General features: G+C 52.5%; 22 protein-coding genes. 3 read left to right on the top strand and 19 right to left on the bottom strand.

Features of this window, described 5'->3' with window-relative positions; translation table 11 throughout:
- Positions 1 to 2 precede the first annotated feature (2 nt).
- Entirely contained in the window at positions 3 to 836 is an 834-nt protein-coding gene (locus MKZ15_RS07880; RefSeq protein ID WP_155604972.1) for a carbohydrate ABC transporter permease, read from the top strand.
- 15 nt (positions 837 to 851) lie between these two features.
- On the opposite strand, the gene MKZ15_RS07875 is transcribed toward MKZ15_RS07880, so the two are convergent.
- The 3 genes from MKZ15_RS07875 to MKZ15_RS07865 all read right to left on the bottom strand — a co-directional run bounded on the left by MKZ15_RS07875 (position 852) and on the right by MKZ15_RS07865 (position 2647).
- Complete coding sequence (locus tag MKZ15_RS07875; RefSeq protein WP_155604971.1) at positions 852 to 1847, bottom strand: YafY family protein; 996 nt, start codon at positions 1845 to 1847, stop codon at positions 852 to 854.
- Positions 1848 to 1901: 54 nt separating this feature from the next.
- Positions 1902 to 2399: a DinB family protein gene (locus tag MKZ15_RS07870; RefSeq protein WP_339821068.1), complete on the bottom strand. Its 498-nt coding sequence runs from the start codon at positions 2397 to 2399 to the stop codon at positions 1902 to 1904.
- Between the two features lie 128 nt (positions 2400 to 2527).
- On the bottom strand, positions 2528 to 2647 hold the full coding sequence (locus MKZ15_RS07865; RefSeq protein ID WP_193419096.1) for a sporulation protein YjcZ: 120 nt from the start codon (positions 2645 to 2647) through the stop codon (positions 2528 to 2530).
- A 205-nt stretch (positions 2648 to 2852) separates the two neighbouring features.
- On the opposite strand from MKZ15_RS07865, the gene MKZ15_RS07860 reads away from it, so the two are divergent.
- Positions 2853 to 3110, top strand: a complete 258-nt coding sequence (locus MKZ15_RS07860; RefSeq protein ID WP_244868363.1) for a hypothetical protein — start codon at positions 2853 to 2855, stop codon at positions 3108 to 3110.
- Positions 3111 to 3147: 37 nt separating this feature from the next.
- On the opposite strand, the gene MKZ15_RS07855 is transcribed toward MKZ15_RS07860, so the two are convergent.
- From MKZ15_RS07855 to nrdR, 6 genes are all read right to left on the bottom strand, one after another.
- Positions 3148 to 3771, bottom strand: coding sequence for a DedA family protein (locus tag MKZ15_RS07855; RefSeq protein WP_155604968.1), 624 nt, complete (start codon positions 3769 to 3771; stop codon positions 3148 to 3150).
- Between the two features lie 219 nt (positions 3772 to 3990).
- Complete coding sequence (gene pstB / locus MKZ15_RS07850; RefSeq protein WP_193419092.1) at positions 3991 to 4749, bottom strand: phosphate ABC transporter ATP-binding protein PstB; 759 nt, start codon at positions 4747 to 4749, stop codon at positions 3991 to 3993.
- A 14-nt stretch (positions 4750 to 4763) separates the two neighbouring features.
- Positions 4764 to 5651, bottom strand: coding sequence for a phosphate ABC transporter permease PstA (pstA, locus tag MKZ15_RS07845; RefSeq protein ID WP_193419090.1), 888 nt, complete (start codon positions 5649 to 5651; stop codon positions 4764 to 4766).
- Positions 5648 to 6550: a phosphate ABC transporter permease subunit PstC gene (gene pstC, locus MKZ15_RS07840; protein ID WP_339821065.1), complete on the bottom strand. Its 903-nt coding sequence runs from the start codon at positions 6548 to 6550 to the stop codon at positions 5648 to 5650. The genes pstA and pstC overlap by 4 nt, the downstream gene beginning before the upstream one ends.
- Positions 6551 to 6637: 87 nt before the next feature.
- Entirely contained in the window at positions 6638 to 7597 is a 960-nt protein-coding gene (locus MKZ15_RS07835) for a phosphate ABC transporter substrate-binding protein (RefSeq protein ID WP_339821063.1), read from the bottom strand.
- A gap of 187 nt (positions 7598 to 7784) precedes the next feature.
- Positions 7785 to 8255, bottom strand: a complete 471-nt coding sequence (gene nrdR / locus MKZ15_RS07830; RefSeq protein WP_068786490.1) for a transcriptional regulator NrdR — start codon at positions 8253 to 8255, stop codon at positions 7785 to 7787.
- 136 nt (positions 8256 to 8391) lie between these two features.
- Between nrdR and MKZ15_RS07825 the strand changes: the two genes are divergently transcribed.
- On the top strand, positions 8392 to 8613 hold the full coding sequence (locus MKZ15_RS07825) for an alpha/beta-type small acid-soluble spore protein (RefSeq protein WP_059046046.1): 222 nt from the start codon (positions 8392 to 8394) through the stop codon (positions 8611 to 8613).
- Between the two features lie 73 nt (positions 8614 to 8686).
- Here MKZ15_RS07825 and MKZ15_RS07820 read toward each other — a convergent pair whose 3' ends face one another.
- The 10 genes from MKZ15_RS07820 to MKZ15_RS07775 all read right to left on the bottom strand — a co-directional run bounded on the left by MKZ15_RS07820 (position 8687) and on the right by MKZ15_RS07775 (position 20838).
- Positions 8687 to 9250 carry a lytic transglycosylase domain-containing protein gene (locus tag MKZ15_RS07820; RefSeq protein ID WP_155604963.1) on the bottom strand — a complete coding sequence of 188 codons (564 nt, stop codon included), beginning with the start codon at positions 9248 to 9250 and terminating at the stop codon, positions 8687 to 8689.
- Positions 9247 to 9843, bottom strand: coding sequence for a dephospho-CoA kinase (coaE, locus tag MKZ15_RS07815; RefSeq protein ID WP_339821060.1), 597 nt, complete (start codon positions 9841 to 9843; stop codon positions 9247 to 9249). The genes MKZ15_RS07820 and coaE overlap by 4 nt, the downstream gene beginning before the upstream one ends.
- A 38-nt stretch (positions 9844 to 9881) precedes the next feature.
- Positions 9882 to 10760: a DNA-formamidopyrimidine glycosylase gene (gene mutM, locus MKZ15_RS07810; protein ID WP_155604961.1), complete on the bottom strand. Its 879-nt coding sequence runs from the start codon at positions 10758 to 10760 to the stop codon at positions 9882 to 9884.
- Positions 10761 to 10797: 37 nt separating this feature from the next.
- Positions 10798 to 13455 (bottom strand): DNA polymerase I, encoded by a 2658-nt coding sequence (gene polA / locus MKZ15_RS07805; RefSeq protein ID WP_339821059.1) that lies wholly within the window; start codon positions 13453 to 13455, stop codon positions 10798 to 10800.
- A gap of 148 nt (positions 13456 to 13603) precedes the next feature.
- Positions 13604 to 14263 (bottom strand): phosphate signaling complex protein PhoU, encoded by a 660-nt coding sequence (gene phoU, locus MKZ15_RS07800; RefSeq protein ID WP_155604959.1) that lies wholly within the window; start codon positions 14261 to 14263, stop codon positions 13604 to 13606.
- 18 nt (positions 14264 to 14281) lie between these two features.
- Positions 14282 to 15037, bottom strand: coding sequence for a phosphate ABC transporter ATP-binding protein PstB (gene pstB, locus MKZ15_RS07795; protein ID WP_155604958.1), 756 nt, complete (start codon positions 15035 to 15037; stop codon positions 14282 to 14284).
- A gap of 237 nt (positions 15038 to 15274) precedes the next feature.
- Entirely contained in the window at positions 15275 to 16492 is a 1218-nt protein-coding gene (locus MKZ15_RS07790) for a methyl-accepting chemotaxis protein (protein WP_339821056.1), read from the bottom strand.
- 122 nt (positions 16493 to 16614) lie between these two features.
- The gene (locus MKZ15_RS07785) at positions 16615 to 17340 is read right to left on the bottom strand and encodes a response regulator transcription factor (protein ID WP_155604957.1); all 726 of its coding nucleotides are present in this window, start codon (positions 17338 to 17340) and stop codon (positions 16615 to 16617) included.
- A 148-nt stretch (positions 17341 to 17488) separates the two neighbouring features.
- A complete protein-coding gene (locus MKZ15_RS07780; RefSeq protein ID WP_193419083.1) occupies positions 17489 to 19285 on the bottom strand; it encodes an ATP-binding protein in 1797 nt (598 codons plus the stop codon).
- Positions 19286 to 19287: 2 nt separating this feature from the next.
- Entirely contained in the window at positions 19288 to 20838 is a 1551-nt protein-coding gene (locus tag MKZ15_RS07775) for a fumarate hydratase (protein WP_339821054.1), read from the bottom strand.
- Between the last annotated feature and the right edge of the window lie 113 nt (positions 20839 to 20951).

The following is a 20951-nucleotide window of genomic DNA, read 5'->3' as shown; positions in this document are numbered from 1 at the left end:
TTATGAGCGCAAAACAACGGAAAATCATCTACCGAATCATGCCCTATGCGATCCTCACCTTCATCGGGATCTGCTTCGTCTTGCCTTTGTTATGGGTCGCGGTTGCTTCCGTCGACGCCAATGCAATGCAAACACTGAAGCTGCCGAAGGCGGTGACGGCGGACAATTACATCGAGGTCATCACCAGCCGCGAGAACCAGCGCGCATTCCTGATTGGCTTGATCATGTCGCTGGGGCAGGCGGTGCTTGTCGTCATCTTGGCGCTGCTCGCTGCCTATCCGTTGTCCCGGTACCAGATGAAGTACAAGAAGCCGTTTATGCTGACCATCTTGTTCATGACTTCTCTGCCGATCACCGCGGTAATGGTCCCGGTTTATCAGCTGTTCCTTAGCCTGAAGTTATATGACCAGATCTTCGGCGTGATCCTGTTTTATGTGGCTTCTTCCATGCCTTACGGCATATGGATGCTGAAGAACTTCATGGACTCCGTCCCACTGGATATGGAGGAAGCGGCTTGGGTAGACGGGGCCTCCGTGTTTATGGGGATCCGTAAGGTTGTTGCGCCACTGATGGTCCCGGGGATCTGTACGGTGGCGATCTTCACCTTCTCAGGCAGCTGGGGGAATTTCTTCGTCCCTTACATTTTGCTGCAAAATCCGGAAAACTTCCCGGCTTCCCTAAAGCTGTACCAGTTCTTTGGTCAATACGGGATGATTGAATACGGCAATCTCGCCGCTTTCTCCATTATGTACGCAATCCCGTCCATTGTGCTGTACATCTTATCCCAACGATTTATGTCCAAGGGGTTCGGTTTGCAAGGGGGAACGAAAGGGTGATGCGCGGACCTTTGCTTACCCTTCCTTGCCTTCTGTGCTACGCACCTGCATCTGTTGATAATGTTCAGCCATCGTCTGGCTGACTTCCGCCATGCGTTTGATCAAGACGTCAGGTTCCATGATCGTTAGAGCTTTCCCATACGGTAGCAAGTAATAAGGCACATAGGTGAGCAAGGAGGCGCTTTCCATCCGGAAAACCGCCTCCTCTTCGTTTCGCTGAACTAAGGTGTGACCAAACATCCAGTGACGCTGCAGCTCGTTTAAGGCTCGTTCGTGGCCTTGGATTCTCACCGTGAGTAAGGAGGCATCCTCCAACGACTCCGGCAACAAATTCCCTAACAAGAACGCTTTGGCGGAAAAATGGGACGGCCGTTCGAACCGCTCCTCGCTACGTTCCAATCGTTTGATCCGGTCGACCCGAAAACTGCGAAGCCGCTGCCGCAACCGACAGTAGCCGACAGTATACCAGCTCCCCTTCCAGTGTACGATGCCGTAAGGATCGAACACACGGTCGACGGCGGCCTCATCTTTACCTCCCCGGTACGCCATCTCCAGCGAACAGCCTTCAGCCGACGCCAGTTCCAGAGTTTGCAGGAAGGACTGCTCCCTTTCATCCACCGGCGGATAGATCACCGACATGCCGCGACCGTGGCGTTCGATTTGCTCCAGCTGTTCTTCGTTCGTGTACAGCTTCAGCTTGTCCACCGCGCGGATTAACGCCTCACTAAACGGATATCCGGCTTCCCGGGCAAAAATCGAAGCATGCACCAGCGCCTTCTGCTCCTCCGCGTCAAACATCAGCGGTGATTCCGCAAATCGGCCGAGAATCCGGTAACCGCCGCCCGGCCCGGCATCGGCCACAATTGGCACGCCGCTGGCACAGAGCGAGTCGATGCATCGGTACACAGTACGGATATGAACCTCCAGCTCGTCGGCCAGCTGACGGGCGGTCATCTTCCGGCCAGACCGAAGGAGCCATAGAATCGACAACATATGATCCGCTTTGGACATGCGCATCACCCTTTCCGGTGAAATGTTGCTTCTATTTTAACCGCACTGACCGCTTTAGGCCAGCGGCTCCATTCCTTGTTCGATCCAGGACTCGTAAGTCGGTCCGTAGACATCGGGTAGACGAAGTCCGGCCTGACGCATCAATACGGTCATTTGTCCCCGATGGTGCGCTTGATGCATGAGTGTAAACCGGAGTGAGGCTCCGTTCGGCCACGGTTCACCCGCGATTTCCGTCGTTGCCAGCAGCTGTTCGTCCGTCCACTCAGATCGGACCGCCTCGATGAGAGCCTCGCTGATGCGATGGTACTCCTCCGCAATCTCTGCCGCTGATGCAGGAACATGCTCACCGCCAGCCGGGCCAGCGAAATTCAAACCGCAATGGGTCATGTAATGGATCGATCCAACCAAGTGCCAAGCAATCTGCCCTAAAGTTCTGCGTCCTTCCACAATCGGCTGGGATAATGATGCATCGGTTAGCGCTTCCATGATGCGTTCCTTCAATTTACTCTCCTCCGTCCAGGCTTCAATAAACTCTTCGATTTTGACAAACATCTTGTTTCCTCCCGCAAAATATAGTTTTGACTTGAGTATAGCGGGGAAACACTGACAGTTACGGTCAGTGTTATAAAAAAAACAAAGGCCCCGCTGCAGCAGGGCCTTTGTGGAGGTGTACGCCTCAATTATACGATAAGCGCTCTGGAAACGATGACCAACAGGATGAACAGAACCAGGATTGTACCCGTAGAAGTCCAGAAACCACCGTAACCTACGTTGCCTACGCCATTTTCATATCCCGACATTGATTTTTCCCTCCTTTTTAAATATAGAACATCATATTACGACCTGCTTGCGAACGATCGGGACATTCGCGGAGTTCAGCAAAAATGGGTTTATCATGCCAGATTGTCTAAATAACCTGAGCTTCAGATCCGGTCCATTGCAGCCGCCTAATCACGACTTTTGCTCATTGCATATGATGAAACAAGTCAATCTTAAAAGCAGGTGGTGTTCTTGGGAGGAAAAAAAAGACGTCAGTACCAAAGACTCCAAGACAATGATATCTCCTCGGATGACCTGGCGATTATCGGAGCCGGGTTCACCGTGCTCGGGGATTTTTTCGATTTGCTCTCCCTGTTAAAGCTGAAGGAAGAAAAAGCAGGGAACGGCAGCGGCACATCCAGCAGCGATACCGAGGAAACGCTGATTGACGAATTCATGCTGCTCCGAAGCAAACCCGAAAATAAAAAAAGTCGAAAGAAATAACAAGGGCGCAGGATCAACATCCTGCGCCTTTTGGGTATTACCGGGATAGTTTGGCTATCTTCAGCCTCCATCGCCGCCACTTCATATACACGAGCAGCACGAGCAGCGCCCCCAACCCCATAAAAAAATACTTCAAATATTTCTCAACCAGGTCGATGGCGACCTGCCACTGTTCGCCAAACACAAATCCAATGCTCACAAAAGTAACGACCCAAAGAGCTGCCCCGGTGTAAGCATACAAAGCGAAGGTTCGAAATGGGATGCGGATAATACCGACGAAATAACCGAAAAACTGTCTAACACCAGGCACGAAGAAACTGATCAACAGCATCTTGTTGCCATATTTCTCATAGACTCGTCTTGTTTTGTCCAAATGCGAAGGTTTTACCAGAATCCACTTTCCGTACCGTTCGATCAGCGGCGCGCCAACCCGGTGTCCGATCCAATAGGTGATGGTCACTCCGATCACCGCCCCTGCGTATCCGGCCAGCACAGCCGGCAGAAAATCAAGGAGGCCCTTATAAGCCAAATATCCGGTATAGGTCAATGTCGTTTGACCCGGCGGTAGCGGCAGCGCGATAAAATCGATGGGAAGTCCGAGCAGCAGGACAAAATAGCCGTATTGCTCAAACATCCTTTCTATCCAATCCAGCACGTTCATGATCTAATCTCCTTTAGTCATTCCAGGCGCTGCCAACGCCACTTGTGTCCTTTCTTCCATGTTATCAGTATATACGGAGATTTTCCAATCTAAAAGGGACCCCGGACGGGGCGAACCCCCGCCCCGGGTCCGGTATTGTCCCCGAAAACGAGAAGAAGGCCAGACCGGAAAGGGAGTCCCCGGTTTGACCTGTTTGTTTGGTGAATCCAGCAGCCGGGCTTAACCGAACCGACCGGAAATATAATCGTCCGTCCGTTTCTCGGACGGATTGGTGAAGATCTTGCTCGTATCGTCATACTCGACCAATTCCCCCATCAGGAAGAAAGCCGTCTTCTCTGACACTCGAGCCGCTTGTTGCATGTTGTGCGTCACGATGATGATGCAATAATCCTTCTTCAGATCAGCAATCAATTCTTCGATTTTGGCACTGGACACCGGATCCAGGGCTGAAGCCGGTTCATCCATCAGGATGATGCTCGGACTAACCGCTATCGAACGGGCAATGCAGAGGCGCTGCTGTTGGCCGCCGGATAAAGCTAAGGCGGAGGTATGCAGTCGATCTTTCGTCTCGTTCCATAGCGCCGCTTTGATAAGCGATTCCTCGACGATTTGATCCAGCTTCTTCTTATTCCGGATCCCGTGGTAACGCGGCCCGAAAGCGATATTTTCATAAATGGACTTATGGAACGGGTTCGGACGCTGCCAGACCATGCCGATCTTTTGCCGCAGCAGCACGACATCCGTCTTCGGAGCATTGATATTGTCTTCCCCGATCCAGATTTCTCCCGTGATCTTTGCTCCGCTGATGAGGTCATTCATCCGGTTTAAGCTGCGCAGAAAGGTGGATTTACCGCAGCCGGAAGGACCGATCAATGCGGTAACTTGCCGGGAGGCAAAATCAAGCGATATATTCTTAACGGCTTGCTTCTCTCCGTAAAAAACACTTAAGTCTTTCGTTGATAATTCGATATTAGGCACTTGGCTTCGTCCTCCTATTTCGTCGCCGTAAATTTCTTGAGCATCACGCGTCCGAGCCAGCGGGCCAGCAAGTTAAATGCCAGCACGGTCAATATCAGTACGGCCGAAGCGCCGGCGGCGATTTCGGGTGCGTCCGGTGCCAAACCTTCGGAATTGATCTTCCAGATATGAACGGCCAGCGTTTCCGCCGGACGGAACGGATTTAGCGGTGACGTCGGACTAAGCGGATTCCAGTTGCTAAAGTCAAGCCGCGGACTGCTCATGCCGGCGGTGAACAGCAGCGCCGCAGCTTCGCCAAACACGCGACCTGCAGCCAGAATGGTCCCGGTCAGGATAATCGGCGTAGCGATCGGGAGCATGACCGATTGGATCGTTTTCCATTTGGACAAGCCCAACGCCAAACTGGCTTCCTTCTGAGCCTGCGGCACGCTGGCTAATCCCTGCTCCGTGATCCGCACCATCAGCGGCAGATTGAAAATCGTTAAAGCCAATGCACCCGAGAACAGGGAAAACCCAAATCCGAATACATTTACGAGTACGAGCAGACCGAACAAACCAACGACGATCGACGGAAAAGAGGATAACACTTCCACGATCAAACGGATAAAATCGGTGATTTTCCCCGGTTTGGCATATTCGCTCATATAGATCCCTGCCCCGATACCTAGCGGTACGGTGATGATCATCGTTAAGACCAGAAGGAATAAAGAGTTGAATAATTGCGGGCCGATCCCGCCGCCTTCCTTAATCGTTTCGGGCGGTGACGTAAGAAAGTCGAAGCTGATATGCCCCAACCCCCGAACTAAAATAAAGCCGAGTAAACCCGCCATAATGAGAACGATCAATCCGGCCAAAGCGACAATGACGGCCGTTGCGATTTTGTCTACAGTTTTTGCGCTCATCGTTTTGCTCTCCTTTCCAGCCACCGGACGATAAAGACGAATATGAACGTCATTAGCATCAAGATCAGCGCCAGCGTCCAAAGGACATTGTTTTGCGTCGATCCCATCACCGTATTCCCCATACTCAGCGTAATCACGCTGGTCAAGGTGGAGGTGGATTCAAAGAGAGAACGCGGAATATGCGGCGCATTCCCGATGACCATCTGTACCGCCAGGGCTTCCCCGAAAGCCCGGGCCATGCCCAATACGACCCCAGTTAATAAAGCCGGCATGGTTGTCGGCAAGACGGTCCGATACAAGGTTTGCCAGCGCGTTGCGCCGAGTGCGTAAGAACCTTCTTTCAAACCGGGAGGCAGAGCAGCTAGCGCATCGGTGGCAATCGAAGTTATCGTTGGCAAGATCATAATCGACAACACGGTCGCTCCGGCCAAGATACCAAGACCTTGTCCCGGGAAAACATCCCGGTAGAAAGGCACGATGACGCTGAGCCCCACAAAACCATATACAACGGAAGGGATCCCAGCCAGCAATTCGATGACCGGCTGCAGATATTTCTTCCCGAACTTTGGCATAATTTCGACCATAAATAAAGCTGCGCAAATGCCGAGCGGGGCCGCGATCAACGCCGCCAAAATCGAGGTGCCGAATGAGCCCAAAATAAACGGAAGGGCACCGAATACCGGAGGTTCCCCATCCGGTTTCCAGTTCGTACTGCCGAATATTTCGCGAAATGCGATCCCGTCTTGAAAAAAGGTGCTTAACCCCTTGGTTGCTACGTAATAAACCATCGAGAAGATGGTGACGACCAGCAATACGATACAAAACGAAGCGTAAATTTTGCCGGTCCATTCCTCGACGATATGCGGTTGTATTTTTTTTCTTCCGCCGGACTGAGCCATGAAACCTCTCCCTTTAATAACAGCACAGAAAGAGGCAGAACAGTCCGCCTCTTGCCGCGCCGATATGATGTTATCGAGTCCTATTGGTTACTTCTGTGTGATCTTGCCATCCACATCGCGTTGAACTTGCATTTTGCTTGCCGGAATATAACCAAGCTCTACAACGTCGCCGTTGTCGCCTTGTACGTCAGGGGAAACCATGAAGTCCAGGAACGCTTTAACAACTTCGTTTGGCTCGCCTTTGGTGTACATGTGCTCATAGGCCCATACCGGATAAGTTCCGTTTGCTACGTTCTCTTCTGTAGCTTCAACGCCTTCGTATTTCACAACTTTGACGGAATCGTCAAGGTAGGACAAGGCAAGGTAACCAATCGCCCCCGGCGTTTCGCCGACAAGCTTCTTAACCGTACCGGAGGAATCCTCTTGGATCGAACCTTGCAGGTCTTCCGTTTTTGTGCCCAAAGCATATTTCTCGAACGTTGCGCGAGTCCCGGAGCTCGAAGGACGGTTGACGATTTGAATCGCTTGATCGGGACCGCCAAGGTCTTTCCAGTTCGTGACTTTACCCGTGAAAATTTGTACCAGTTGGTCTTTTGTCAAATTGTCGATGGTGATATCCGGATTCACGACGGCAGCCATCGCCACGACTGCAACTTGATGGTCAACCAGTTCGCTGGCTTGAGCAGCTTCCAGTTTCTCTTCCGCGAAAACGTCGGAGTTCCCGATGTCCGCCTGTCCTCCGGAGACCTGCGTCAGACCCGTGCCGCTGCCTCCACCTTGAACTTGTATAGAAACTTTAGGATTTTGATCCATGAATTTTTTCGATACTTGGTCTACCAAAGGTTGCAATGCCGAGGAACCTACCGCCAGGATCGACCCGGAAAGTTCCGACGTTGCTGCGTTGCCGCCGTTGTTCGCGGATGCTTCATCCGTAGTGCCGCCGTTCGTTCCAGCCGTGTTGTTTTGTGCCGCGTTGTTGTTTTGACCACATGCCGCCAGCGTCAAGCTCAACACCAATGTCAAAACCAATAGCATACTCTTTTTCATTGTCTTAGGTATCCCCCTTATGTGTTTTACAATTTGATTATAGAAAGCGAAGATCAATCCTGTGTTTTCGTTTTGTAAACTTTGTGTAAAATGATGAGACATACCTCCTCTAGTTCTGATTATTCTGTGCAAAATATAAAAAAAACACTCTCGCGCTTAGCAGCGAAGAGTGCTTTAGTAAAAGAAACTATTCCGTGACCCCCGTATTTTTGGAGAGCAGGCCCTTCAGTTCTTTCATAAACATATTGATATCTTTAAATTGACGGTAAACCGAAGCGAACCGGACATAGGCCACCTCGTCCACCGGATATAACTGCTCCATGACTAATTCGCCAATCCCCCGGCTTTCAACCTCTGCGTTGGCCGAATGGCGCAGGGAACGTTCCACCTCGGAGACGATCGATTCCAGCTGCTCAACGGAAACCGGGCGTTTCTCGCAGGCTCGGATCAAGCCTCTCAGCATTTTCTCCCGACTAAATTCCTCGCGACTTCCATCCTTCTTAATCACGATCAGCGGCATTTCCTCCACCATTTCAAACGTTGTAAACCGACGACTGCATTTCTCGCACTCGCGGCGACGACGGATCGAGCGGTTCTCGTTAGCCGGCCTTGAATCCAGCACTTTCGTCCCTAAATAATCGCAATACGGACATTTCAAGCTAGAACACCTCCCCTCTAAATGCCGTAATGACGGCCTTTTTTACTTAATGGCAATAAATTACTTTAGATTCATCGGATTGAAGTTGATAGTCCGGCACATAATACTGTTACCAACCACAAGGAGGTGAACAATCATGGCCCAAAATAATAACTCTTCGAACGACCTGGTGGTTAGACAAGCTTCCGGAGCTTTGGATCAAATGAAATATGAAATTGCTCAGGAACTTGGCATCTCTTTCCCACAAGACGGATATGCTGGTAACCTGACCTCTTACGAAAACGGTTCGATCGGTGGTTTCATTACGAAACGTTTGGTGACCTTGGCTGAACAACAGCTGGCAGGTCAATTCAAATAATCCGATCACCAAAGGAAGCATTGACTGGCAATTAGCCGGTCAATGCTTTCTTTATATTTTCGCAATAATCCACCTAAAACTCGTCGTAAATCTTCACATACTGCTTGTAATAATGCGAGACCCGCTGAACGTAATGCCTAGTTTCGCCAAACGGAATATTCTGTGCCGTCTCCAGCCGGCCATCCCATCGTCCGCTCTTCAGCCAGTTCTTTACATTCGTCGGCCCGGCATTATAGGCGGCGATCATAGCGATCGGGTTGCCTTCGAATTGCTCGGATAACGACCCCAGGTACCACGTGCCGATCCGGATATTCGTTTCGGTCTCGTTGCGGATGTCCTCTAACGTCGTATCGGGCAGCTTCGCTTTGGAGATGACCCACTCCGCCGTATCCGGCATAATCTGCATAATTCCAAGCGCACCTTTTCGGGACTCCGCCCCCGATTTGTAATTGGTCTCCACCTTGATAATCGCCGCAACGATAAACGGATCGAGACCGTTGTTTTTGGCATGCAGACGAATTTCTTCTTTATAATAAATCGGATAAAATAACGAAAGCCAGGTGGAATTTAAAAAGATGAGGCCCGTGAAGCCAATAAACAGGAGAAGCAGAACCCTCTTTTTGCGAAGCCACCTCATTTTAGCCCCTTATCCCGCCAAAAGACGTCAATCTGCCGCTTTGTCTCGTCTAGTCCACCGCTGTTATCAATCAAAATATCCGCCCTCTCCTTCTTTACTTCGATGTCCATCTGGGCGCTTAAACGCTGTTCGGCCGCTTCCCGAGATAACCCGTCCCTCTGGATTAATCGAGACATTTGAAGCTCCCGGGGTACGTATACGACCATAATTTCTTCATATAACGGATCGAGACCCGATTCGTAAAGCAAAGGGATATCCGCCACCACCAGTCTGTGCGGATCCTCTTGTTCCAGCTCGTCCAGACGCCGCTTCATTTCGGAACGGATGGCGGGATGCGTCAACGCCTCCAACGCCTTACGCTCCTCCGGATGAGAGAAGACGATTTCGCCGAGCTTTTTGCGGTTGAGCGTTCCATCGGGGTGAAGCACCCCTTGTCCAAAGCGTTCGCGGACGGCCGCCAGCACTGGATAGCCCGGCTCCATAATCTCCCTGGCGATCAAATCCGCATCAAGCACAGCGGCGCCAAGGTTGGCTAGCATGCGGGAAACCGTGCTTTTCCCGGTGGCGATGCCTCCGGTGAGTCCGATGTTCATTCCCAATACACCTCACTGTTTTGACTTGGAGCTTCGACCTAAATTTCATCTATCGTTTGTTTAGCGCCTCGCGTCTTATGACTTGTCCGGTATGCAGGCTGACATTTCGGGCAATAATGCGTTCCCCGTCCCCCTACAACGGTCTTCACCACCGGCTGTCCGCAATTTAGGCAAGGCTCCCCTTGTCGGCCGTACATCCGCAAGGAATGTTGGAACATTCCCATCTCTCCCTGTCCATTGACATAGGACTTGATGGAGGATCCTCCAGCTTCCACCGCTTCTGTCAGCGTATCTATGATAGCGGTGTGAAGTCGCTCCATCTGCCGCTTGGTTAGCTTGTCCGCCGGATGTTCCGGGTGGATTCCCGCCCGGAACAGGGCTTCATCCACATAGATATTCCCCAGACCCACAATGTATTCCTGGTTTAGCAGCGCAGGCTTGATCTTGGTAGACCGCCTGGATATCACCTCTTGAAAAGCCTTTGCCGTAAAAGAGGCCTCCAAAGGCTCCAACCCCAGTTTGGCCAAAGGCTTCTGCGCAAATTCCTCTCCGGGCAAGAACAAATGCATGGTACCGAACTGGCGCACGTCCTTGTAACGGAGTTCGGATCCATCTGTAAACCGGAAAATCACATGCGTATGCTTCTCCACCTCATCGCCGGTCTGATAAACGCCGTATCGCCCTTCCATCCGCAAATGGGAGACGAGTACCAGCCCATCCATGATGATGCGCAGAAATTTCCCGCGGCGGCCAATCTCTAATATCGTATGTCCGGCGAGCTCGACTTCAAACCGCTGGATATCATCCGGCCGTTGGATGATTCGCGGCAAGGAGACGTGGACGCTTTGGATCGTTTTCCCGACGATCAATTGGGTCAAGGTCCGTCGGACCGTCTCGACCTCCGGCAATTCCGGCATATCCTCTCACCTCATTCTAAGTTGTAATCCCAAGAACCTACTTCGCTTCGTACCAATTTAATCCGCTGGACACTTCGGCCTTAAGCGGCACGGAGAGCTCTAACGCTTTCCCCATCGTCTCCGGCACGAGCTTGCTCATGATCTCCAACTCTTCCGGCGGTACCTCGAAAACCAATTCGTCATGGACCTGAAGCAGCATACGGCTCTTGAGCCCGTGCTTGTGCAGTTCCTCGTCCATCCGCACCATTGCCAGCTTGATGATGTCCGCCGCGGAGCCTTGAATCGGTGTGTTCATGGCCGTACGCTCAGCGAAGGAGCGCAGGTTGAAGTTCGACGCGTTGATCTCTGGCAGATAACGGCGACGCTCCAACAGCGTTTTGACGTAACCGTCGCGCTTCGCTTCCTTCACGATGTCGTCCATATAACGTCGGACGCCTTGGAAGGCGTCGAAATATTGATCGATGAACCGGGCGGCTTCCTTCCGCGTAATGTTCAGGTTCTGGGACAAGCCATAGTCGCTGATCCCGTAGACAATCCCGAAATTGACGGCTTTGGCCGAACGGCGCATATTGGAGTCAACCTGGTCCGGTCCAACGCCAAACACATCCATTGCCGTCTTGGTGTGGATATCCATATCGTGCAGGAACGCTTCCTGGAGCCCCGGATCACCAGAAATATGCGCTAATACACGAAGCTCAATTTGCGAGTAATCCGCCGCCAGAATAAACCAACCTTCCTCTGAAGGAACAAAAACTTTGCGGATTTTGCGGCCCTCCTCGAGGCGGATCGGGATGTTCTGCAAGTTTGGATATTGGCTGCTCAGGCGTCCGGTTGCGGCGATCGTCTGCCGGAAATACGTATGCACCTTACCTGTTTTCGGCGAGATTTCCTTCAGCAGGCCCTCGACGTAAGTCGATTGAAGCTTGGCCAGTTGGCGGTATTCCAGAATAAACTGCACGATTTCATGGTAAGGCGCTAGCTTCTCCAACACTTCCGCATCCGTCGAATAACCGGTTTTGGTTTTCTTGATCACCGGCAACCCCAGCTTATCAAATAGGATTTCTCCTAATTGCTTTGTTGAATTGATATTGAATTCCAGACCGGCGATTTCATAAATTCGCGTTACCAATTTATTGATCTGGGCTTCAAATTCCACGCCGAGCTCTTTCAAGGCCTCCTTATTGACGGCGATGCCTTGCTTCTCCATGTCGGCCAAAATCCGGGATAACGGCATTTCCAGTTCGTAGAACAGCCGCTCCATTTCATATTTCTCGAGCTCCTGCCGCTGTAGCGGCAGAATGCGCAGCAGGGCGTCCGACTTGCGGGCCAGATGGCGGCTTAACGCGTCCGGCTCCGGCACCTTAAATTTGGCGCCTTTGCCGTATACCTCATCGTCGCCGGGCACCGCCGGCAACTGGTATTTCGCCGCCAGGCCGCTGATCGTCTGGTCGCTTTCCGTCGGATCAAGCAAATAGGCGGCCAGTTGCACGTCATGTTCAGCTCCGGCAAACGCGACACCTTGCCAGAACAGCACCAAGTCCGCCCGGTGCAGATCGTAACCCCGCTTTGGCACGTGCTCATCCGCCAACCAGGCGCGCACTTCCGCTGCCGCCCCCTCTTGTAACACGTCAAACGGCAGGAAATAATGACGGCTGGCGGTGGACAACACCATGCCCATCATTGTAGCTTGATGCGGATTGTCCCCGTAGGATTCCACAATGATCCCTTCGATGTTCGCCAGATCGGCGTTCAGCTCGGACAGGTTCTCCAGGTTAACCGCGGTGACCTCAATCTCAACCATCTCCGCGGGAGCCGCTCCCTCTGGATTCCCTCCACCGGCAAAGGACATCCGCTCGAGCAGCGACTTAAACTCCAGCTTGCGCAGCATCGGAACGGCCGATTCCTCCTGGATGCCGTCAAACTTCATCTCCTCCCAAGAGCGTTCAACCGGAACCTCGCGGAAAATGGTGGCCAGCTGTTTGCTCATGCGGGCGTCCTCTGCGTGGTTCACCAAATTTTCCTTCATTTTCCCTTTCAATTCATCGGTATGGGCCAGTACTTCCTCCACAGAACCGAACTGGTGCAGCAATTTCAGGGCTGTCTTCTCCCCAATCCCCGGCACCCCCGGGATATTGTCGGAGGTATCGCCCATCAGCCCTTTCAAATCGATGATTTGCAGCGGCTTAAGCCCGTATCTCTCCTCGATTTGCTGCGGATCATAAGGTTCGACCTCACTGACACCTTTGCGCGTTAATGCCACTTTAACCCGATCGCTGACGACTTGCAGCATATCCTTATCTCCGGTCACAACGAGTACTTCTTGACCGGCTTCCTCGGCCCGTTTGCTCAAGGTGCCGATAATATCATCGGCTTCGTACCCGGCCAATTCGAACCAGGCGATGCCGAAGCTCTCCAGGAGCTCGCGCATCAATGGAAACTGCTCGGACAGCTCAGACGGGGTTTTGTCGCGTCCGCCTTTGTACTCCTGGTAGCCTTCGTGGCGGAAGGTCACTTTCCCCGCATCAAAGGCCACCAGCATATGCGTGGGGCGCTCTTCTTGGATCAACCGCAGCAGCATGTTCGTAAAACCGTAAACGGCATTCGTATGCAAGCCGCTGGAATTCGTGAGCGGCGGCATGGCAAAAAATGCCCGGTAAATAATGCTGTTCCCATCTATAAGTATCAATTTTTCCATACGACACCTCGTCCACAGTTTTCTACCTTTTCTTATGATAACACAGGGGCCTTCCCGATAACACCAAAGCTCGCCTTGGAAAAGAAAAACCGGCCGCCGCTCGCACAATTTCGCGAGCGGCGGCCGGTTGACCGCGGGGGAGCAGGAATTATTCGTTTAGGTCCGGACGATGGCCGGTCACCAGGTAAACGGCGCTTTCGCCAATATTTGTCGCATGATCGGCGATTCGTTCGATATACCGACCCACCAGCGTCAGCAACATCGCTTGCTGGAGAGATTCCGGATTAGAGATCATAAACGCATACAGCTCATGGATCATTTGGCTGTACAAGTGATCGACTTCATCATCATCCTTCGCCATTTTATAGGCTAAATCGGTATTCTCGTCCAAATACGATTGCAGCGATTCCCGCAGCATCAGAATAACAAGCTCGGACATTTTCGGAATATCGATCAACGGCTTGATAAGTGTCTGACCTTCCAGCCGCGTAGTGACCTTGGCAATATCGATGGCCAAGTCGCCCATCCGCTCTAAATCGCTGGAAATTTTAAACGCTACGATGATCCGGCGCAGATCCTTGGCCACCGGCTGCTGGGTCACGATCAGACGCGAGCCGATCTCCATGACCTGCTCTTCCATTCGGTTCAGCTCCGCATCGCGCTTCACGATCTCTTTCGCTTTGGCCGAGTCCAAAGCCTGCAGGGCGCTGATGGCCTCCGCCAAAGCGTGCTCGACATGCTCGCCCATTTGTCTCAGCAGTTGCCGCAAATCCTCCAGGTTCTGATCAAATTCCTTTCTTTGAATCATCTTGCTGCAGCCTCCTTATTATCCGAAACGACCGGAAATGTAATCTTCAGTGCGTGGATCCTGCGGCGTGGAGAAGAGCTTCTGCGTATCGTCCGCCTCTACGATCTCCCCGTTGAGGAAGAACACGGTCCGGCCCGAAATACGCGCCGCCTGATGCATGTTATGCGTCACCATGACAATCGTATAACTATCTTTTAATTGCTGCACCAGTTCCTCAATCTTGAGGGTGGAAATCGGGTCCAGCGCTGAAGTGGCTTCATCCATCAACAGAATATCGGGCTGTACGGCAATGGCTCGGGCAATGCAAAGACGCTGCTGTTGCCCGCCGGACAAGCTGAGAGCCGACCGTTTCAGGAAATCCTTGACCTCGTCCCACAGCACGGCCTGACGAAGACTCCGTTCCACGATTTCATCCAAAGCCGCTTTGTTCTTGATGCCGTGCAGCCGTGGGCCATAGGCGACATTGTCATATATCGATTTTGGAAAAGGATTCGGCTGTTGAAACACCATGCCCACCCGTTTGCGCAAGGCCTCCACCTGGACATCGTCGCCGTAAATGTCACTGCCGGCGATTTGCACGGTGCCTTCGATCCGTGTCCCAGGAATCATGTCGTTCATCCGGTTCAAGGTGCGTAAGAGCGTTGACTTCCCGCAGCCGGAAGGCCCGATGAAAGCGGTGATCGCCTTTTCCGGAATATCCAGAGAAACGTCCTTAAGCGCATGGAATCGGTCATAATACAAATTCAACTTTTGAATCCGGATAATGTTATCCATCTCAGTTCTCCTTCACAAATAAACATCTTTGCCCCGGCCTCAGGGCTTATGCCAGATTGACCGAGGAAATGGCGGGCAAACTTGAAGCACGGTACCCGCCTTCCCAGCGAGCCCGTGCCGGCGTTTCAGCTATTGATTTAGTATGCTCGAATGAGGAATTATTCCATGTAAAACAGTTTCATTTTAGCGCACTTATGTAAAAGTACATGAGTCTAATTGTAAACGTAGTGTAAAATCTTACGAAAGTGAGGCCAACTGCCGCAGCTCGCCTAACACGGTTCTCGTGCGACTGGCTGCCGTTTCCGAGGAACGGAACATCTCTTGGCCGCGCTCCTCTACGGTTCGGGCTGAATCCACCAGCGCTTGAAACGTCCCATCCGCGTTGCCCACTCTACCGTGGCTTTCCGCCATTTCTCCCGCAGTGGAGGAAGCGGTGGACGCCGTTTGCTGAATTAACCGGTTCACAATACCTAGCGTTAACCCGATTTCTTCGGAAAAGCTCTTCGTCTGCAAGGCAAGCTTGCGAACCTCGGAAGCCACAACCGCAAACCCTCGTCCATGTTCCCCGGCATGAGCCGCTTCGATCGAGGCATTCATGGCCAGCATGCCGCTTTGGTCCGCCAGGCTGCGGATATGATCAGCGACCGATGAGATTTGTTTCGTCCGTTCCAACAGCTCCGCCATTTGTTTCTCTTGGGAGCGAGTCATGTCTAGCACACGGGCGAACGACGCCTTGACCGCTTCCAACTCATGACGTCCTTCCGCCGACAATCCGTTCATCCGTTCCGATTCCAGCAGGCTTCGCTTCGCCGACTCCGTCACTTCAGCAATCGAGCGTTCGATCTGTACAATCCGATCGCGGCTCTCAAGGACCGCCGCCTGCCTGGCTTCGTCCGCTTCCCGCTGCAAATGCCGGGACATCTGCATCAAATCCTGAACTGTCAGGATTCCGTAATATTTCCCCTGATCGGTTAAGATCAAACCATCGTAGAAAGAGGCCCCCTCCCGTCCTAACGCTTGATCCAACAGTTCCCCGGCCGGTGTATTCAACTCGCAGATTAACGGTTCCCGCTGGGCAAAACGAAGCGCCGATACCTCATAAAATAGATCCGCAGCAAACCGACCGGCCAAATGGCGAAAGAAACGATCTCGCATCAACAGCCCGATCGGCTTGTGATCATCATCACAAACCACGATACATGGAAGCTCAGGTTGCCTCTGGAACTGCCCCAACACATCTCGGCAGGAAACCTCCGATCCGATCACCGGAACCCTATGGCTGTATGAGTGAACCTGTACCGCCGCAACCGCCACACCTTCCGTCGAGCGACCGTCTGAGCGGCCGTCTTCCATCAGCAACGATTCCCCGTTATCCCCGCCTTCGACGTTCGCCGCCAAGTTCTCTGTCTCTTCAATTGCAGCACGCTCCAATACTGCGATGGCCTGATTTTCCAACCTGAACCACTCCCCCGTATTTATACGTTACGCACGATCTACTAGAATCATAGAGGGAGAGTGTTAGTACATTGTTTTCGGGACTTTTGTCCTATGTAAAAAAAAGAACGTCCATCACGAAATTACATGATGGACGCTTTCTTCTTATTGACAACCAGTTTGTATCCGACGCCGCGGATGGAATCGATATGCACCGACTGCGGATCCAGTTCGAGCTTCTTGCGCAGCGAGCTGACGTGCACATCCACGGTCCGCTGCCCTCCGATATAATCGAAGCCCCATACGGCATTCATCAGATCGTCCCGGGTCATCACCACGCCGGGCTTGCGAGCCAAGTATAGCAGCACCTCGAACTCCTTTGGCCGGAGCGTGATCGCTTCCCCGTTCAACGTGACTTCGTATTTCTCCGGATAAATCGTCAAGGCGCCCAACGCGATTTGAGAGTTCTCCTGCTGGACCGGTTTGTCGCGTTCCTCCTGACCTGTCGATCGGCGGAGAACGGCGGCGACGCGAGCTAGTAGCTCAGCCACGCCAAACGGTTTCGTGATGTAATCATCGGCGCCGGACTTCAGGCCCTGCACGACTTCCTCCTCCGCATTTTTTGCGGTCAGGATAATCACCGGCGTCATCACGCCTTCGCTTCGCAGCTTCGACATGATTTCGAAACCGTTCATGCCCGGCAGCATCAAATCGAGCAATATCAAATCAAATTCTTGCTGCAGTGCGGTTTCATAACCGGTCTGCCCATGATCCTCTACGACAACTTCATAGCCTTCGCTCGTCAGATTGTAAGACAAAAGCCGGGATAACGTCGGTTCATCTTCGATAACCAATAGACGTTGTGTCATAGTACCCCCCATTTATTCGCGGTACAAGTTCATGCTTTGAACCAATATCACTTTGATGACAAGCCCAGCATATCACGGCATTGTTAACGCGGTGTAAAGTTTTTCAAAAAACAGTTTACACTTTATTGGTATGTTCCCAGGACCGATCTTAATCATCCAAGGCATGCATCAAGGGGAGTTCCAAAATAAACGTCGTTCCTTCACCGACTTTGCTCTCTACGCGGATAGTGCCGTGATGCAGTTCCACGAGGTGTTTGACGATGGACAGGCCCAGACCCGTGCCGCCCGAGCTGCGGGATCGCGCCTTATCGACCCGATAGAAGCGTTCGAAAATCCGCGGCAGATCCTTCTTAGGAATGCCGATCCCCGTATCGCTAACCGTAAACCGGACCCTCTCCTCGTCTCCGCCTTCGCCAACTATGATTGCCGATACGCGTACTTTTCCGCCTTCCAGCGAATAGCTGATCGCATTGGACAGCAAATTCATGAAGATTTGCCGCAGGCGATCCTCATCCGCCTCGATGAACAGATGCTCCGGAACGTCATGCGACATCGAGATTGACTTTTTGCCGGCTGCCGGAAGAAGGACTTCATACACGCTGTCGAACAGCTCTTTCAACTGCACCGGGGCGTATTCCAGCGGCACTCGCTTCGATTCGATTTTGGACAGCTCGAGAATGTCGCCAATTAATCGGTTTAACCGGTCTCCTTCGTCATAGATGATCTGCAGGAATGAGCGCGCGGTTTCCTCGTCCTTCACCCCGCCAGCCATCAGCGTTTCGGCAAAGCCTTTAACCGCCGCGATCGGCGTCTTTAACTCGTGGGACACGTTGGCGACGAATTCGCTACGTATCCGTTCCAGCTTCCGAATTTCGGTGACATCCTGTAACAGGAACAACATGCCGCGGTAGTTACCGTTGTCTTCAAACATCGGCACGCTGTCGAACAGCAGGATTTTTTCCTCGGGATCGTAGACGTTCCGTTCCTCCTGAACTGCTTCCTTGCGGGCAATGCCTTCTTCCATAAATTTGATGAACTCATAGTTTCGTTTGAGCACCTGATACGATTTGCCGAGCAGCAGCTCGCCTTTCATATGCAATATCCGTTCCGCTTCCCGGTTAATTAAGGCAATGCGCTCCGCAGCATCCACCATCAGAATGCCGCCGGTCATGTTCGCGAGCACGCTCTGCATCAAGTCCTCGTTATCCCGGATCCGCTTGAGCTGTTGCTGCAGGCTGTCTGCCATGCCGTTGATGGCAAGGCCCAATTGACCGATTTCGTCCTTGCGGGCCAGCTTGACCCTGGCGTCGTAATCGAATCCGGAGATGCGATGGGCGACGCGGGTGATCTGCTCCAGCGGCTTAGTCAACCCGGCGGCCACTCGGTAACTTACTAGACCCGCTATGAGGAATAGGATAAGCAGTCCGCCGAACATCCAGATCCACCCTTGGGCAAGCCCCTTCTCCACGGCTGCCAAACTCATCGAAAGGCGGATATAACCGTCAAAATCACCGACCGTTACGCGATGCGCTACGTACAGCATATTTTCCCCGATCGTATCGCTGTACCGGATCGCACTGCCCACGTTCCCGCCTACGGCAGACTCGATTTCCTGCCGGTGGGCATGGTTATCCATTCGCTCCGGGTCGGACTCGGAGTCGCCGACGACGATACCGTTCAACGTAATGAACGTGACCCGGGAATCGGTCAGCTCTTTTAGCTGTTTCGCCTTTCGTTCGTAATAAGCGCTGGCCTCGGAATTCCCTTCCACGGGAACAAAATCGAAAGTCGCCTCAAGCAGATTAATTTCCCGGGCCATATTATCTTCCAAAGCCCGGATATGCGAGTTCTTAAACATCTGGGCCATCGTGATGCCGGCCGCCAGCATCGAGAGCCCGAGTAGAATCATTAGGATGAGTGTTAGGCGCGAGCGAAAGGTCTTCATGTTTATTTGAACACCGGATCCTTAAAGGCAGCCAGCTTCATCAATGAGTCCTGCTCAACGCCTTCATGTAGGCTGTCCCCATGCGAATCCATCGTTACGATTGCAGCGAAGCCTTCAACCTCCAGATGCCACATGGCTTCCGGAACTCCAAACTCCATAAAGTCGACGCCGTTGACCTTCTTGATGCATTCCGCATAGTACTGTGCCGCACCGCCAATCGCGTTCAAATACACGCCGCCATGCTCTTTCAAAGCAGCCAGCGTCTTAGGGCCCATCCCCCCCTTACCGATGACTGCGCGAATGCCGAACTTCTTCATGATATCCCCTTGATACGGTTCCTCGCGAATGCTCGTCGTTGGTCCGGCCGCCTTCACGTGCCAGCCTTCGTTGTCCTTCAGCATCACCGGCCCGCAGTGGTAAATGACCGCTCCATTCAAATCCAACGGGGCGTCATGATCCATTAAGTGTTTGTGCAGCGCATCTCGGCCGGTATGCATTTCTCCGTTAATAACTACAACGTCGCCAACCCGAAGGCTGCGAATTTGCTCCTCCGTCACCGGTGTTTGCAGCACGACTTCCCGGTTGGCGGGGGCCTGAGTTTCCTCGGATGCCGCGCCCGTTTCGGCTGTCTCAAGATCTCCTACCGGTACTTCGCTTCCGCGCTCATAGAGCCATCCCCGAATGGCGCCGGTAGAAGGATCGATGTCCACACCCTGGCGGCGGAACGCCCAGCAGTTGTATGCAACCGACACAAAGAAGCTGGCCGGAAGCCGATTTATCGCTCCGATCTTACAGCCCAGCAAAGTCACTTCTCCGCCGAATCCCATCGTGCCAATTCCCAACTGATTGGCCGTATCCATAATATACTGTTCCAGCCGGTCCAAATCCGGATTCGGGTTGACGTCATCAAGCGGACGGAATAGCTGTTGTTTGGCTAGCTCGTACCCCGTTGTGCGGTCGCCGCCGATGCCGACTCCAAGAAACCCTGCACTGCAGCCCTGCCCTTGTGCCTGATAAACGGCATGCAAAATGCATTTGCGGATCCCGTCGAGATCTCGCCCCGCACGGCCTAACCCTTCCAATTCGGTCGGCAGGCTGTACTGTATATTTTTATTCTCGCATCCGCCGCCTTTCAAGATCAGTCGGATGTCGATCGTGTCTTTCTCCCATTGTTCGAAATGAATGACCGGCGTTCCTGGGCCCAAATTATCACCGCTGTTCTCTCCCGTTAAGGAATCTACGGAATTCGAACGCAGCTTGCCTTCCTTGGTCGTCCGCTGCACCGCGGCGTAAATCGCCTTCTTCATCTCAATCTGATTCGCCCCTACCGGCGTATGCACCACAAAGGTCAACATTCCGGTATCCTGACATATCGGCGAAACCTGTTCCTCCGCCATACGGATGTTCTGCGCGATAGTCGACATGGCCAGACCGGCCCGCGTCGCTCGGTTTTCCAGGGCCCGCCCCCGGTTTACCGCACGTCGTACGTCGCCCGGTAACCTTGTTGAAGCTTCCACAATTAATTCGTATACGCTTTCTTCAAACTGGTGCATGATCCATGAATCCCCTCTCCCTGTCATCTTGTGTAAACCATAACCCTATCGCATTCTTCAGATTTATAATAACATAAGAACTAGTTTAGGTTGACAATTTGTGTCCAAAATCC

Origin of the sequence: Paenibacillus sp. FSL R7-0216 (assembly GCF_037969915.1) — a bacterium.
In the GTDB taxonomy this organism is placed as follows: Bacteria; Bacillota; Bacilli; order Paenibacillales; family Paenibacillaceae; genus Fontibacillus; species Fontibacillus rhizolycopersici.
This window is presented reverse-complemented; position numbering and strand designations above follow the sequence as displayed.